Source organism: Burkholderia sp. 10_S31 (genome assembly GCF_056930375.1).
Genome location: NZ_JBXOWK010000003.1, coordinates 1847512 through 1860566 on the forward strand (window position 1 = coordinate 1847512; position 13055 = coordinate 1860566).

14 protein-coding genes are annotated in these 13055 nt (G+C 68.4%); 4 read left to right on the forward strand and 10 right to left on the reverse strand.

The window, feature by feature from the left end; translation table 11 throughout:
- Positions 1 to 25: 25 nt before the first annotated feature.
- On the reverse strand, positions 26 to 1048 hold the full coding sequence (locus AC1Z3W_RS28760) for an asparaginase (RefSeq protein ID WP_483509002.1): 1023 nt from the start codon (positions 1046 to 1048) through the stop codon (positions 26 to 28).
- A 272-nt stretch (positions 1049 to 1320) separates the two neighbouring features.
- On the opposite strand from AC1Z3W_RS28760, the gene AC1Z3W_RS28765 reads away from it, so the two are divergent.
- The 3 genes from AC1Z3W_RS28765 to AC1Z3W_RS28775 all read left to right on the forward strand — a co-directional run bounded on the left by AC1Z3W_RS28765 (position 1321) and on the right by AC1Z3W_RS28775 (position 3205).
- Positions 1321 to 1611 carry a PsiF family protein gene (locus AC1Z3W_RS28765; protein WP_057925303.1) on the forward strand — a complete coding sequence of 97 codons (291 nt, stop codon included), beginning with the start codon at positions 1321 to 1323 and terminating at the stop codon, positions 1609 to 1611.
- A gap of 320 nt (positions 1612 to 1931) precedes the next feature.
- Positions 1932 to 2390, forward strand: a complete 459-nt coding sequence (locus AC1Z3W_RS28770) for a hypothetical protein (protein WP_483509003.1) — start codon at positions 1932 to 1934, stop codon at positions 2388 to 2390.
- A 227-nt stretch (positions 2391 to 2617) separates the two neighbouring features.
- Positions 2618 to 3205 (forward strand): BPSL1445 family SYLF domain-containing lipoprotein, encoded by a 588-nt coding sequence (locus AC1Z3W_RS28775; protein WP_057925305.1) that lies wholly within the window; start codon positions 2618 to 2620, stop codon positions 3203 to 3205.
- 107 nt (positions 3206 to 3312) lie between these two features.
- Here AC1Z3W_RS28775 and AC1Z3W_RS28780 read toward each other — a convergent pair whose 3' ends face one another.
- From AC1Z3W_RS28780 to mltG, 9 genes are all read right to left on the reverse strand, one after another.
- Positions 3313 to 4377: a glycosyltransferase family 4 protein gene (locus AC1Z3W_RS28780; RefSeq protein WP_057925306.1), complete on the reverse strand. Its 1065-nt coding sequence runs from the start codon at positions 4375 to 4377 to the stop codon at positions 3313 to 3315.
- Between the two features lie 260 nt (positions 4378 to 4637).
- Positions 4638 to 5813: an AAA family ATPase gene (locus AC1Z3W_RS28785; protein WP_124833180.1), complete on the reverse strand. Its 1176-nt coding sequence runs from the start codon at positions 5811 to 5813 to the stop codon at positions 4638 to 4640.
- 40 nt (positions 5814 to 5853) lie between these two features.
- Complete coding sequence (locus AC1Z3W_RS28790) at positions 5854 to 7026, reverse strand: mechanosensitive ion channel family protein (RefSeq protein ID WP_124833179.1); 1173 nt, start codon at positions 7024 to 7026, stop codon at positions 5854 to 5856.
- Between the two features lie 96 nt (positions 7027 to 7122).
- Positions 7123 to 7479, reverse strand: a complete 357-nt coding sequence (locus AC1Z3W_RS28795) for a Rap1a/Tai family immunity protein (protein ID WP_006485939.1) — start codon at positions 7477 to 7479, stop codon at positions 7123 to 7125.
- 123 nt (positions 7480 to 7602) lie between these two features.
- Positions 7603 to 8313: an ankyrin repeat domain-containing protein gene (locus AC1Z3W_RS28800; RefSeq protein ID WP_124833177.1), complete on the reverse strand. Its 711-nt coding sequence runs from the start codon at positions 8311 to 8313 to the stop codon at positions 7603 to 7605.
- A gap of 43 nt (positions 8314 to 8356) precedes the next feature.
- The gene (locus tag AC1Z3W_RS28805) at positions 8357 to 9136 is read right to left on the reverse strand and encodes a TatD family hydrolase (protein ID WP_014896836.1); all 780 of its coding nucleotides are present in this window, start codon (positions 9134 to 9136) and stop codon (positions 8357 to 8359) included.
- 78 nt (positions 9137 to 9214) lie between these two features.
- Positions 9215 to 10243 carry a DNA polymerase III subunit delta' gene (locus AC1Z3W_RS28810; protein WP_057925310.1) on the reverse strand — a complete coding sequence of 343 codons (1029 nt, stop codon included), beginning with the start codon at positions 10241 to 10243 and terminating at the stop codon, positions 9215 to 9217.
- Positions 10244 to 10260: 17 nt separating this feature from the next.
- A complete protein-coding gene (tmk, locus tag AC1Z3W_RS28815) occupies positions 10261 to 10881 on the reverse strand; it encodes a dTMP kinase (RefSeq protein ID WP_057925311.1) in 621 nt (206 codons plus the stop codon).
- Complete coding sequence (mltG, locus tag AC1Z3W_RS28820) at positions 10881 to 11900, reverse strand: endolytic transglycosylase MltG (protein WP_057925312.1); 1020 nt, start codon at positions 11898 to 11900, stop codon at positions 10881 to 10883. The genes tmk and mltG overlap by 1 nt, the downstream gene beginning before the upstream one ends.
- Positions 11901 to 11977: 77 nt before the next feature.
- Between mltG and ygfZ the strand changes: the two genes are divergently transcribed.
- Positions 11978 to 13012 (forward strand): CAF17-like 4Fe-4S cluster assembly/insertion protein YgfZ, encoded by a 1035-nt coding sequence (ygfZ, locus tag AC1Z3W_RS28825; RefSeq protein WP_124833175.1) that lies wholly within the window; start codon positions 11978 to 11980, stop codon positions 13010 to 13012.
- The last annotated feature ends 43 nt before the right edge of the window (positions 13013 to 13055 follow it).

Sequence of the window (13055 nt, forward strand, 5' to 3'; positions counted from 1 at the left end):
GTGCCGCCCGATCGGCGGCCGTCGGTCACAGCATGTCGAATGCGCGTTGCAGCGCATCGCGCCCGTGAATGCCGTTCGCGAGCGCCAGCATCAGCAGCACGCGCGCCTTGAACGGACTCAGCGACCCGGCGCTCACGAAACCGAGCGCATCGTCGTTCGCGGCGCCGTTGCGCATCACGTGCCCCGAGCCGACGCGCGACGCGCGCACCACGGCAACGCCCGCGTTCACCGCATCGGCGAGCGCGGCCTGCAGCGTCGCATGGATCGACCCGTTGCCGGTGCCCGCGACGACGAGGCCGCGCACGCCGGCCGCGACGAGTGCATCGACGGCCGTGCGAGTCACGCCCGCATAGCTCGCGACGATTTCGACCGGCGGCCATGCCGCGGCGATCGCCAGATGCGCATCGCGCGAGCGCGTCACGCGGCGCGCGAATTCGACGCGGCCGTCCTGCACCCAGCCGAGCGCGCCCAGCTCCGGCGACTGGAATGCGTCGACTGCGTAGGTACTCGTCTTCAGGACGTCGCGGGCGCCGTGGATCCGGTTGTTGAACGCGACGAGCACACCCTGCCCGCGCGCGGCCGGGTGAGCGGCGACCGTCACCGCGTTGAGCAGGTTCAGCGGGCCGTCGGACGACAGCGCGGTAGCCGGCCGCATCGCGGCTGTCAGCACGACCGGCTTGTCGCCGGTCACGACCAGATGCAGCGCGTACGCCGTTTCCTCGAGCGTGTCGGTACCGTGGGTGATCACGATGCCGTCGATCGCCGGATCGGCCATCAGCGCGTCGATGCGCGCGGCGAGCGTATTCCACAGCGGCAGCGCGAGATCCTTGCTGTCGATGCTGGCGACCTGCTCGGCGTCGATGCGCGCGACCGACGCGAGCGCCGGCACCGCGTCGAGCAGGAAATTGACGCCGAGCGCGCCGGCCTGGTAGCCGGCCGTGCTGGCGGCGTCCGGCGCGGCGCCGGCGATCGTGCCGCCGGTGGCGAGTACGGCGATGCGCGGCAGGGCCGTCGCGGACGAAGGGGATGCGGGGTTCGGAGTATTCATGGCCGCGATTGTAATGGCTCGCGGCCGGCATCCGGTAGGTTCTGCATGCATGGCGGGCCGGACGCCGAGCGTCATGGTTTGTCCCGAGCACCGGCGCGCGCACGCACCGTCAACGGCTGCGCGGCCCGCCGCGTTATAGAAAGGCCGTTCTGGTGTTTTCACATTGATTTGCCATAATCGGAGCGCGCGGCGCGATGCGGCCCTGTTGCCGTTGCGCCGGGCTTCGTGACGGCGTCGATATAAAACGCAATTCACCCCATGGGAGTGTCGAAATGAAAATCCAATCGCTCGTAGCCGCAGTGCTTCTCGGCGGCATGCTGGCGTCCCCCGCTTTCGCGGCGAACAGCCAGCAGGACAAGATGAAGGCCTGTAACACCCAGGCCGCCGGCAAGACGGGCGACGAACGCAAGGCGTTCATGAAGGACTGCCTGTCGGCCAAGCCCGCGAAGAAGATGACGCAGCAGGAAAAGATGAAGGCCTGCAACACCCAGGCCGCCGACAAGAAGGGCGACGACCGCAAGGCATTCATGAAGAGCTGCCTGAGCAACCAGCCGGCCGCCTGAGTTCCCGCGCTCCCGCACGAATGCCGCGCACCGCTTTGGCGGGCGCGGCATTTTTGTTTTCGTTGCACGCGCATCGACGCAGGCGATGACGCCGGATACGCCACCGAACCGCCGGACGGCCGGTTCCACACCGCCGCCCCGATACATGCCGCCGTCCTCCCACCCCGCTTTCCGGGCGCGCCGTGCGAATGCCGCCACATGGTGCGGCAATTCGCCGCGATTTCTTCTATGATGGCTGCAACGCGGCCCATCCAAGTACAAGAAGCGCCATCGGGCCGCCCTCGAGACGGACGCGCACGCCGCGTCAAACGGAGGCATGGATGGCATGGAGACAACACCGCTGGTTCCGCCGCTGGCTGATCGTGATCGTGTTCTGGGCCGTGCCCGTCGCGATCGTCGCCGTGCGCGAGATCCGCGAGGAAATGGCGTACAACAAGGCCGACCTGCAGCTCGCGCTGACCACTTGGCAGCTCACCGACGCGCAGCAGGCCGCGGGCGCCGCCGCGAAGTGCCACGGGGATCCTGACGCGGCACGCGCGGCCGGCTGCCCCGCCGACGTGCTGGCCGCCAACGCGGCTCGCCAACAGGCAGCCCGCGACGAATACGTGGTGCGCCGCAATACGCTCGCCGGTTACCTGTGGCACGCGTTCGTCGGCTACTGGGTCGTGCCGGCCGCGTTCCTGTTCGCGTGCGGTGTCGTGATCGCGCTGATCCGCCGCGCATTGCGGCGCCCGCCGATCAAGCCGCCCCCCCCGCCGGCACCGCCCGTCACGCACTGACGCGCGCCGCCGCGCCTGGTTCCCGTTTTTCCTGCCCACCGTCGGCCGCGCGACGCGTCGGTGTGCGCGCGCCGATTCGTCCGTTGGCACGCCGCGACATCCTCCAGATGATTTGACGCTTTTTCACGCGCCGACGAAATGGGGTTGTAATCCGCTGTGATATAACTGCCGACGTGACCCGCTCCTGAGCGAGACTCACTCCGAACATCATCCGCTGGAGAAGAACGATGCAAAAACGGAATCTTGTGCTGAAAGCCGCCGCTGCGCTGATCGTCGGCAGCCTTGCGCTCACCGGCTGCACCACCACCCCTGACAAGCCCGACAACGCGGCGACCAACGCGTCGAAGCGTCAGGCGATCGATGCGAGTGTCGATGCCACGCTGTCGCGCCTGTATTCCACGGTCAAGGGTTCGCGTGAACTCGTCGCGAAATCGCGCGGCGTGCTGGTCTTCCCGGACGTGATCCAGGCCGGCTTCATCGTCGGCGGCCAGACCGGCAACGGCGCACTGCGCGTCGGCGGCAGCACGGTCGGCTACTACAACACGTCGTCGCTGTCGGTCGGCCTGCAGGCCGGCGCGCAGTCGAAGGCGATCGTGTTCCTGTTCATGACGCAGGAAGCGCTCGACGAATTCCGCGGCTCGGACGGCTGGGCCGCCGGCGCCGGCGCCTCGGTCGCGCTCGTGAAGATGGGCGCGAACGGTGCGGTCGATACGACCACGGCCACCGCACCGGTCCAGGTCATCGTGCTGACCAACGCCGGCCTGATGGGCGACGTGTCGATCAACGGCACGAAGGTCACGAAGCTGAAGATCTGACGCTGCGGCGTTCTCGCCCGTGCGCGCCGCGCGCGGGCGACATGCAAACGGCGATGCCCTCGCGGACATCGCCGTTTTTTTATCCGCGTACCTGGTGCATCAGGGCATCAGGTCGTCGAGTCGATCACCTTGAAGCGCGAGCGCTTCTGCGCGCGGATCAGCGACTGGTACACGTCGACGTACTGCTGCGCCATCCGCCGCGACGTGAAACGCTCCTCGAAGCGCTGCCGCACGCGTGCGCGCGGCAGCAGGTGCAGCCGGTTCACGGCTGCGACCGCACTGATCTCGTCCTCGACGATGAAGCCCGACACGCCCTCGTCCAGCACTTCCGGCACCGCGCCGCGATTGAACGCGATCACCGGCGTGCCGCACGACATCGCCTCGATCATCACCAGCCCGAACGGCTCCGGCCAATCGATCGGAAACAGCAGCGCATGCGCGCCCGACAGGAATTCGGCCTTCTGGTGATCGGCGATCTCGCCGATGTATTCGACGTGCGGCAGCGCGAAAAGCGGCTTGATCTCCCGTTCGAAGTATTCCTGGTCGGCCGCGTCGATCTTCGCGGCGATCCGGATCGGCAGCCCGCACTGGCGCGCGATGCGAATCGCCGTGTCGACCCGCTTCTCCGGCGAGATGCGGCCGAGAAACGCGAGATAGCGCGGCTCGACGGGCTGCGGCAGGTACAGCGTATCGGGCAGCCCGTGGTAGACGGTCGTCAGCCATTTCGCCTGCGGCAGCGGCTGGCGCTGCGAATTCGAGATCGAGATCACCGGCGCGGTGTTGAACGTGTCGAACACCGGTTGCTGTTCGGGCAGGTCGAGCCGGCCGTGCAGCGTCGTCACGAATGGCGTTTCCTGTCGGTTGAAGACAGAAAACGAGTAGTAGTCCATGTGGAAATGGAGCACGTCGAAGTCCTTCGCGCGGCGCGCGACCGTCTCCATCAGCAGCATGTGCGGTGCGACACGGTCGCGGATCGACGAGTCGAGCCGCAGCGCGCGCGGCCACACCGGTTCGAGCTTCGCCTGGGTCGTCGAATCGCCGCTGGCGAACAGCGTCACGTCATGGCCGAGGTCGACGAGCGCCTCGGTAATGTAGGACACGACGCGCTCCGTGCCGCCGTACAGCTTTGGCGGTACGGATTCGGTCAGCGGGGCGATCTGAGCAATTCTCATGGTCCACGTCTCCTGTGTCCTCGTTCGGCCGGCAGGGGGCTCGTCCACTTCCGGCTGCGGGCAGCGCGCCGGCAGGTTATCTCATTATTATTCGCGATCCCGATGCCCGGAAGCGCGGCTCTTTCATTTTATGGGGGTTGTTACAGACAGGATACATTCGTCTCGGGCCCGCCCGCACCGCTTCGGTGCAGCTTGACCGGCGCAGCGGGCGACCGACGGCGTGTCTCTACCGGCAGGCCGCACGCCCGCCGCCCTGCCCGTCAGCGCGACGGCCACTTCCACGGCGGCAGGTCGCGCGTGTCCGCATCGACGAGCACGGTCGCGCCGAGTTGCTTGTCGAGCACCAGCGACTCGCAGCCGGCCTCGCGTTCGAGCGTCGCGATGAGCCGCGCCGCATGCGATACGACCAGCACCTGCGAACGCTGCGCGGCCTGCGCGATCAGCCGGCCAAGCGCCGGCAGCAGATCGGGGTGCAGGCTCGTCTCCGGTTCGTTCAGCACCATCAGCGCGGGCGGTCGCGGCGTCAGCAGCGCGGCCGCGAGCAGCAGGTAGCGCAGCGTACCGTCCGACAGCTCGGCGGCCGACAGCGGCCGCAGCAGCCCCGGCTGGCGCATCAGCACGTCGAAGCGGCCGCGGCCGCCCGGATTGTCGATGTCGATCGACGCCCCGGGGAATGCGTCGTCGATCGCCGCATCGAGCGCGGCGGCGTCGCCGATCTCGCGGATCGTCTGCAGTGCGGCCGCCAAGTCGGCGCCGTCGTCCGCGAGCACCGGCGTATGGGTGCCGATGTGCGACTGCCGGGCCGGCGCCTGCGCGTCGGTCCGGAAGTGATCGTAGAAACGCCACGAGCGGATCCGCTCGCGCACCGCGATCATCTCCGGCGCGCCGACCGGATCGGCGAACTCGGTCATCATGCTGTCGAAACTCGCGACCGGCTGCGGTACCGTGTGCCAGTCGCCCGCACCGGTGCGGGTGCGGATCTGCGCGCCCTGCCGGTCGACCAGCAGCGTCGACGGGCGCAGCAGCGCGCCGCCCCAGATGCATTCGCGCTTCACGACGGGATCGAGTGCGAACTGCGACCGGCTCGGGGTCGGCAAGCCGAGATCGATCGCATAGCCGAAATCGTCGCCCGCGAAACCGAGCTTGAGACTCACGGGGCCGCTGCGCACCGTGCCGGTCACCGGCGTGTCGCCGCTCAGCATCGAGCGAGAAAAGCGCTCGGGGCCGGCCCACAGCGTCGACGGCAGCCCGCCTTCGCGCGCGAGCGACGGAATCACACGCCCCTGCGCGGTGTCGGCCAGCAGCCGCAGCGCGCGGTACACGCTCGACTTGCCGCTGCCGTTCGGCCCCGTGACGACGGTAAGCGCCGCGAGCGGCACGATCAGCTCGCGCAGCGAGCGGTAGTTGGCAACGGCGAGTGTCTTCAGCGCGGTCATGGAAGGAATGTCGGCGGCTATCGCGACCAGGGGCGCGCGTTCAGCGGCCTTCGGTGGCCTTCGGATCGGCCGCGGTGTTGGCCGCCGTGCTGGCGGCGGGCGGCCGCGCATGCGGCCGCTCGGGATTCGGCTCGCCCGGCGCCGATTCGTGCGGATACAACTCCATCCGGCTGCGCGGCAGGCATTGCGGAAAACGCGCCTGCAGATACGCGATCAAGCCCTCGCGCACGCGGCAGCGCAGGTCCCAGCACGCCGACGAATCGACCGCGCTCACGAGCGCGCGCAACTGCATCGCGCGCTCGGTCGCGTCGGTCACCTGCAGCACCTGCACGCGGCCGTCCCACTCGGGCGCCGCATGGACGAGCCGCGCGAGCTCCTCGCGCAGCGGCGCAAGCGGCGTGCGGTAGTCGACCGACAGGTAGACCGTGCCGATGATCTCCGAGCTGCTGCGCGTCCAGTTCGTGAACGGGTTTTCGATGATCCACTGCAACGGAACGACCAGCCGGCGCTGGTCCCACAGCCGCACCGACACGAACGAGCCGGTGATTTCCTCGATGCGGCCCCACTCGCCCTGGATCACGACGACGTCGTCGAGCCGGATCGGCTGCGTGAGCGCGATCTGCAGCCCCGCGATCAGGTTGCCGAGCACCGGGCGCGCGGCGATACCGGCAACCAGCCCCGCGACGCCGGCTGACGCCAGCAGGCTCGCGCCGATCTGGCGCACGTTCGGGAACGTCATCAGCGCGGCGCCCGTGCCGATGATCACGATGAGTACCATCACGGTACGCACGAGCACCTTGGCCTGCGTGTGGACGCGCCGCGCGTGGAGGTTGTCGGCCGCATCCATCGGATGGGCCTGGATGATCGCATCGCCGACCCCGGCCGCGAGCCGCACCAGCAGCCAGGTCAGCGACACGATGGAGCCGACCGCGGCCGCGGTACGCATTCCGCGTACGAACGACATGCCGTCGTCCGCCTGGACCCACAGGAATTCCAGCGCAAGCAGCCCGAGCGTGACGAGCGACGGTTTGTCGATGCAGCGCAGGATCACGCTCATCAGCGGATACGGCTGCGCGATCCGTTTGACGATGCGTGCACCGAGACGATGCACGATCACGACGACGAGTACGACGATAGCCGACACGCACAGCGTGCCGAGCCACGAATGCAACGGCGCATCGGCGATGCGCTGCAGTTCCTCGATTGAAATCATCGGCGCCCGGGATGCTTCTGTTATGAGGCGCAGCGGCCTCGTCCTGGATGCGTCGGCGACGTCCGGGCGGCGCATGCGCCCGAACCCGGCGTCAGATCAGTTGCCGCTTCTGCAGGGAAACGCCTTGCCGAGACCGAGCGACACCGCGGTGCTCGCGTTGTAGTCGGCCAGCTTCGGGTTCTCCGCGATGTACTTGCGCACCGCATCGGTCATCTGCTGCGCCCGGATGTCGGGCGGCAGGCAGAAATACTGCCCGACGCGCGGCCCGGTCGTGCCGCCGATCGCGTCGATGGTGTTGTAGACGCCATCGGCGGCGCCTTCGATGTAGGCCGCGCACGACGCCCGCGACTTGACGTCAGTCTTCGCGCACAGCCGGTCGAGATCCGCGCCCGTGAAAGCCGCCGCCGACAACGGCACGGCAAACGCCGCGGCACAAAACATAGCCCGCAACATGGTGTTCCTTATGTCAATGCGACGCGAGGCCGCTCACTGCGCTGACCGGCGCGGCGGGCCGGACGCCCGCTGCCGGCCGGCTTCCGGCCGGCCGGGCGCGCTCCGCCACCGCGCCGAAAACCGTCATTTTGCACTCTTTTGAGCATCTGCCGGCGCCGATGCGCCGACGCGCACCGTCCGCTTGCTCAGGATATCGATCGCGTCCGGCGCCTTGTAGTGCTTCGCGAACTCGAGTGCGGTGATGCCGAGCTGGTTCTTCACCTGCGGATCGGCGCCCTGATCGAGCAGCAGGTTGACCGTCGTCGCATGGTTGCCGCGGGCGGCCATCATCAGCGGCGTCGTGCCGTTCGGCGACGCCGTGTCGATATAGGCGTCATGGTCGAGCAAGACCTTGACGACCGCGTCCTGGCCGTTGGTGGCCGCGTAGTGCAGCGGCGCCCAGCCCTTCTTGCTGACTTCAGCGCCCTTGTCGATCAGCAACTTGACGAGCCCGACGTCGCCGTTCAGCGATGCGAGCATCAGCGCGTTCTCGCCGGCCTTGTCTTCCTTCTCGAGGTCGACGTTCGGCGTCGTGGCGAGCGCCGCCGCGACCTTGTCGGATTTCTCGCGTGCGGCGATCACGAGCAGCGGGTCGCCGTTCGGCGCGAGCGTGTTCGGATCGAGCTTGCCGCTCTTCAACTGCTTGCCGATGTCGTCGATGTCGTCGAACTTGACCGCCTTGACGATCGCGTCGAGCGACTCGGCATGCGCGCCGGCAGCGGCAATGAGGCTGCTCGCGACGAGCGCGGCGGCGACGAGTGCGCGCTTGGGCAGGTATGTGGTCGGCTTCGTCATTGTTGTGGGCTCCTTCCCTGGGTTGTCGGCTGGACGCGCGTCGTTAGCGGGCGATCTTGAACAGCCGGAAAAAGTTCTGCGTCGTCGCATCGGCCAGCGCCTCGACGGCGATCCCGCGCTCGGATGCGATAAAGCGTCCGACATGGCTGACGTACGCAGGTTCATTCGGCTTGCCGCGATACGGCACCGGCGCGAGGTACGGCGAGTCGGTCTCGATCAGCAGCCGGTCGAGCGGCACGCGCCGCGCGACGTCCTGCACGTCGGTCGCGTTCTTGAACGTGACGATGCCCGACAGCGAGATATGGAAGTTCTGCGCGAGCGCCTGCTCGGCGACCGGCCACGGCTCCGTGAAGCAGTGCATCACGCCGCCCGGCACGTCGGCGCGCTCCTCGGCCATGATCCGCAGCGTGTCCTCCGACGATGAGCGCGTATGGATGATCAGCGGCTTCATCGTCGCGGTCGCCGCACGGATATGCGTGCGAAAGCGCTCGCGCTGCCATTCCATGTCGGCGATCGAGCGGCCTTCGAGGCGGTAGTAGTCGAGGCCCGTCTCGCCGATCGCGACGACCTTCGGGTGCGCGGCCAGCTCGACCAGTTCCGCGAGCGTCGGCTCCCGGGCGTCCTCGTGATCCGGATGCACGCCGACCGACGCATAGACGTTGTCGTGCGCCTGTGCGATCGCGAGCACGTCGGGCAGCGTCTCGAAGTCGACCGATACACACAGCGCGTGCGTGACGTCGTGCTCGCGCATGTTCTCCAGCACGGCTGGCAGGCGGTCGGCGAGACCCTTGAAATTGATGTGACAGTGAGAATCGACGAACATCGTGTTTCCTGAATTCGTAAGACGAGCGCTATGCGCTCGCCGGCAATCGTTGCCCCGCCGGAAGGAAACAATACGCGCTCACGCGAACATTTCCCGATAACCGAGAAACAGTTCCTCGAACACGAGCCGGGCATTGAGCGGATGGTTCTCGACGGTCCGCTGGCGTGTCACGGCTTTCATGAAGCGCGCGAACGCATTCGCGTCGACGGCTTGCGCGCAGCGCGCGAGCGCGCCCGCCTGCATCGGGAAGTAGCGCGGCGCGCCCGCCATCCGCTGCGCGAGCAGATCGTACAGCCAGCGCTGCAGCCAGCCGAGCACCAGCGGCACCGGCAGTTTCTGCAGCGTCTCGCCGCAGGCGAACGGATCGCACGCCGCGCCGGCCGCGAGCTGGCCAAGCGTGAAATCGCGCAGCGGACGGTTCTCGTCGCTCGCGAGCGCCAGCGCGGCAAGCGGCGCGCCGCCGGCTTCGGCGAGCAGCGCGCGCGCATCGTCGACACCCTGCGTCGCAAGCCACGCCGCGGCCGCGTCGGGCGCGGGCACGGTCATCGGCCACTGCCGGCAGCGGCTGATGATGGTCGGCAGCAGCCGGTCGATGCGTGCCGACACCAGCAGGAACACGACGCCGGACGGCGGCTCCTCCAGCGTCTTCAGCAGCGCGTTCGACGCGGCGACGTTCAGCGCCTCGGCCGGATACAGCACGACGACGCGCGCGCCGCCGCGGTGCGAACCGACCCCGCAGAAGTCGAGCAACGCACGCACCTGCTCGATCTTGATCTCCTTGCTCGGCGCGCGCGTCTTCTTGCCGCCGTCGTCCGCGTCGGCCGGCTTCGCGTCGTCGGCCGCGCCCGGCGCTTCGCCCGCGAGCGCCTCGGGCAGCACGATCCGGTAGTCCGGATGGTTGCCCTGCGCGAACCACGTGCAGGCCGCGCAAGTGCCGCACGGCTCGCCGTTCGACTGCGGCGCTTCGCACAGGAAGCCCTGCGCGAGATGCTGCGCGAACTGCAGCTTGCCGATCCCGGCCTGGCCATGCAGCAGCAGCGCATGCGGCCATTGCGGGCGCAGTTGCTGCAAGCGATTCCAGTCGTCGGTCTGCCACGGGTAGATCATTGGTGCTTTCCTTCGTGTTACAGCGCGGCGAGCACGCGTTCGAGCTGCTGACGGATCTCGGGAATCGACTGCGTCGCGTCGACGATCGCGAAGCGGTGCGGCGCCTCTTCCGCGCGCCGCAGATATTCGCCGCGGGTGCGCGAGAAAAACGCGTCCGACTCGCTTTCGAACTTGTCGGGCATGCGCGCGGCGCCGCGACGCTCGCTCGCCACCTGCGGCGCGACGTCGAACAGCACCGTCAGGTCGGGCTGGAACCCGCCCTGCACCCACCGCTCGAGCGTCTCGAGCTTGTCGCGCGGCAGCCCGCGACCGCCGCCCTGGTACGCGAACGTCGCGTCGGTGAAGCGATCGGACACGACCCAGTCGCCGCGTGCGAGCGCGGGCTCGATCACGAGCGCGAGGTGCTCGCGGCGCGCGGCGAACATCAGCAGCGCTTCGGTCTCGAGATCCATCGGCTGGTTCAGCAGGATCTCGCGCAGCTTCTCGCCGAGCTGCGTACCGCCCGGCTCGCGGGTGACGACGACCTGCCGGCCGGCCGCGGCCAGCTTACCCTGAAGGCGTTCGCAGAACCATTGCAGGTGGGTGGTCTTCCCCGCCCCGTCGATGCCTTCGAACGTGATGAATTTACCGCTCGCCATTATTGACCTCGTATGTACTTGTCCACGGCCTTGTTATGATCGCCGAGCGTGTCCGAGAATACGCTCGTGCCGTCGCCCTTCGCGACGAAATAGAGCGCGCTCGTCGGGGCCGGATTGATCGCCGCCTGCAGCGAGGCGACGCCCGGCAGGGCGATCGGCGTCGGCGGCAGCCCACGGCGCGTATAGGTATTGTAAGGAGTGTCGGCCTGCAGGTCGCGCTTGCGCAGGCGGCCGTCGTACGCGTCGCCGAGGCCGTAGATCACCGACGGATCGGTCTGCAGCGGCATCCCGATGCGCAGCCGGTTCGCGAATACCGCAGCGACGAACGCGCGGTCGGCCGCATGGCCCGTTTCCTTTTCGACGATCGACGCAATCGTCAGCGCTTCGTAAGGCGATTTGTACGGCAGCCCCGGCGCGCGTGCGGCCCACGCTTCGTCGAGACGCGTCTGCATCAGGTGGTACGCGCGCCGGTAGATGTTCAGGTCGCTCGTGCCCTTGTCGAACAGGTAGGTATCCGGGAAGAACAGCCCCTCGCCGCTGCCGCGCTGGATCGCGCTGTCCGACGCGCCGATCGCGCGCAGCAGCTCGGCGTCGCTCATGCCGGCCGTTGCATGCGCGAGGTCGGGATTGCCGTCGAGTTCCGCGCGCATCCGTTTGAAGGTCCAGCCTTCGATCACGGTGGCGACGTACTCGTTCACGTCGCCGCGGGCGATCTTCTGCAGCACGTCGTACGGCGTGACGCCGGTCTTGAATTCGTAGTTGCCGGACTTGAGCCGGCTCGACAGCCCGAGCAGGCGCGTCATCGCGACGAAACCGAACGGCTCGATCGGCACGCCGCCGCGCTTGAGCTGCAGCGCGACGCTCTTCACGCTGCTGCGCGGCTTGATCGTGACGTCGAGCGACGCAGCGCCCAGCAGCAGCGGCCGGGTTGCCCAGTAATACCCGCCGCCCGCGCCGGCAGCGGCCACAACGACGGCCAGCGCCACGACCGTCGCGGCGCATTTCTTCAGTAGGGACATGGAAACGTGACTCAGGTAAGACCCATATAATACTTGCTCGCCTTCGTCAAAGTCAGGGTTGACTGTTCCCTCATTCCATGAGCACACCGTTCGCTTCACCGGCCGCCCAGGCCGCATCCGTCTCGCTCCCCGTTTTCCCCCGCGCGTCCGCCGCCGATTTCGACGCGCCGGGCGCCTGCATGCCGCTTGCGCAGTTCGGCGTGATCGACGTGGCCGGCGACGACGCCGCGACGTTCCTGCACAGCCAGCTCACCAACGACATCGAACATCTCGACGCCGCGAGTGCGCGCCTGTCCGGCTACTGCTCGGCGAAGGGCCGCCTGCTCGCGTCGTTCCTCGCCTGGCGCGCCGGTCACGGCGTGCGCCTGCTGGTCTCGAAGGATGTCCAGGCCGCCGTGCAGAAACGGTTGTCGATGTTCGTGCTGCGCGCGAAGGCGAAGCTGACGGACGCGAGCGACACGCTCGCGGTGGTCGGCTTCGCGGGCGACGTGCGCGACGCGCTGTCGGGGATCTTCGATGCGCTGCCGGACGGCGTGCACGTGAAGGTCGACGGCCCGTCCGGCGCGCTGATCCGCGTGCCGGACGCGGCCGGCCGCAAGCGCTACCTGTGGATCGGGCCGCGCGCGGAAGTCGACGCGCGTCTCGCCGCGCTCGCCGGCACGCTGCCGGTCGTGTCGCCGGCCGTCTGGGACTGGCTCGACGTGCGCGCGGGCGAGCCGCGCATCACGCAGCCGGCCGTCGAACAGTTCGTGCCGCAGATGGTCAACTTCGACGTGATCGGCGCCGTTAACTTCAGGAAGGGGTGCTACCCGGGCCAGGAAGTCGTCGCGCGCAGCCAGTACCGCGGCACGATCAAGCGCCGCACCGCGCTCGCGCACGTCGCCGGCGAGACCGACACCGTGCATGCCGGCGTCGAGCTATTCCACAGCGACGACCCGGGTCAGCCGTGTGGCATGATCGTCAACGCGGCGGCCGCGCCCGCGGGCGGCGTCGACGCGCTCGTCGAGATCAAGCTGGCCGCGCTCGACAACGGCACGGTGCACCTCGGTTCGGCCGACGGTCCGGCGCTCGCGTTCGACGCGCTGCCGTACGCGTGGCCGACCGAAGCGTGACGCACTGACAACCTGTTCGCACGCCGGCCCGCAGATGGCGGCC

Excerpts from the sequence above, each read along its gene's own strand:
- AC1Z3W_RS28760 (WP_483509002.1), bottom strand. The coding sequence starts at position 1,048 with ATGAATACTCCGAACCCCGCATCCCCTTCGTCCGCGACGGCCCTGCCG.
- AC1Z3W_RS28765 (WP_057925303.1), top strand. The coding sequence starts at position 1,321 with ATGAAAATCCAATCGCTCGTAGCCGCAGTGCTTCTCGGCGGCATGCTG.
- AC1Z3W_RS28770 (WP_483509003.1), top strand. The coding sequence starts at position 1,932 with ATGGCATGGAGACAACACCGCTGGTTCCGCCGCTGGCTGATCGTGATC.
- AC1Z3W_RS28775 (WP_057925305.1), top strand. The coding sequence starts at position 2,618 with ATGCAAAAACGGAATCTTGTGCTGAAAGCCGCCGCTGCGCTGATCGTC.
- AC1Z3W_RS28780 (WP_057925306.1), bottom strand. The coding sequence starts at position 4,377 with ATGAGAATTGCTCAGATCGCCCCGCTGACCGAATCCGTACCGCCAAAG.
- AC1Z3W_RS28785 (WP_124833180.1), bottom strand. The coding sequence starts at position 5,813 with ATGACCGCGCTGAAGACACTCGCCGTTGCCAACTACCGCTCGCTGCGC.
- AC1Z3W_RS28790 (WP_124833179.1), bottom strand. The coding sequence starts at position 7,026 with ATGATTTCAATCGAGGAACTGCAGCGCATCGCCGATGCGCCGTTGCAT.
- AC1Z3W_RS28795 (WP_006485939.1), bottom strand. The coding sequence starts at position 7,479 with ATGTTGCGGGCTATGTTTTGTGCCGCGGCGTTTGCCGTGCCGTTGTCG.
- AC1Z3W_RS28800 (WP_124833177.1), bottom strand. The coding sequence starts at position 8,313 with ATGACGAAGCCGACCACATACCTGCCCAAGCGCGCACTCGTCGCCGCC.
- AC1Z3W_RS28805 (WP_014896836.1), bottom strand. The coding sequence starts at position 9,136 with ATGTTCGTCGATTCTCACTGTCACATCAATTTCAAGGGTCTCGCCGAC.
- AC1Z3W_RS28810 (WP_057925310.1), bottom strand. The coding sequence starts at position 10,243 with ATGATCTACCCGTGGCAGACCGACGACTGGAATCGCTTGCAGCAACTG.
- tmk (WP_057925311.1), bottom strand. The coding sequence starts at position 10,881 with ATGGCGAGCGGTAAATTCATCACGTTCGAAGGCATCGACGGGGCGGGG.
- mltG (WP_057925312.1), bottom strand. The coding sequence starts at position 11,900 with ATGTCCCTACTGAAGAAATGCGCCGCGACGGTCGTGGCGCTGGCCGTC.
- ygfZ (WP_124833175.1), top strand. The coding sequence starts at position 11,978 with ATGAGCACACCGTTCGCTTCACCGGCCGCCCAGGCCGCATCCGTCTCG.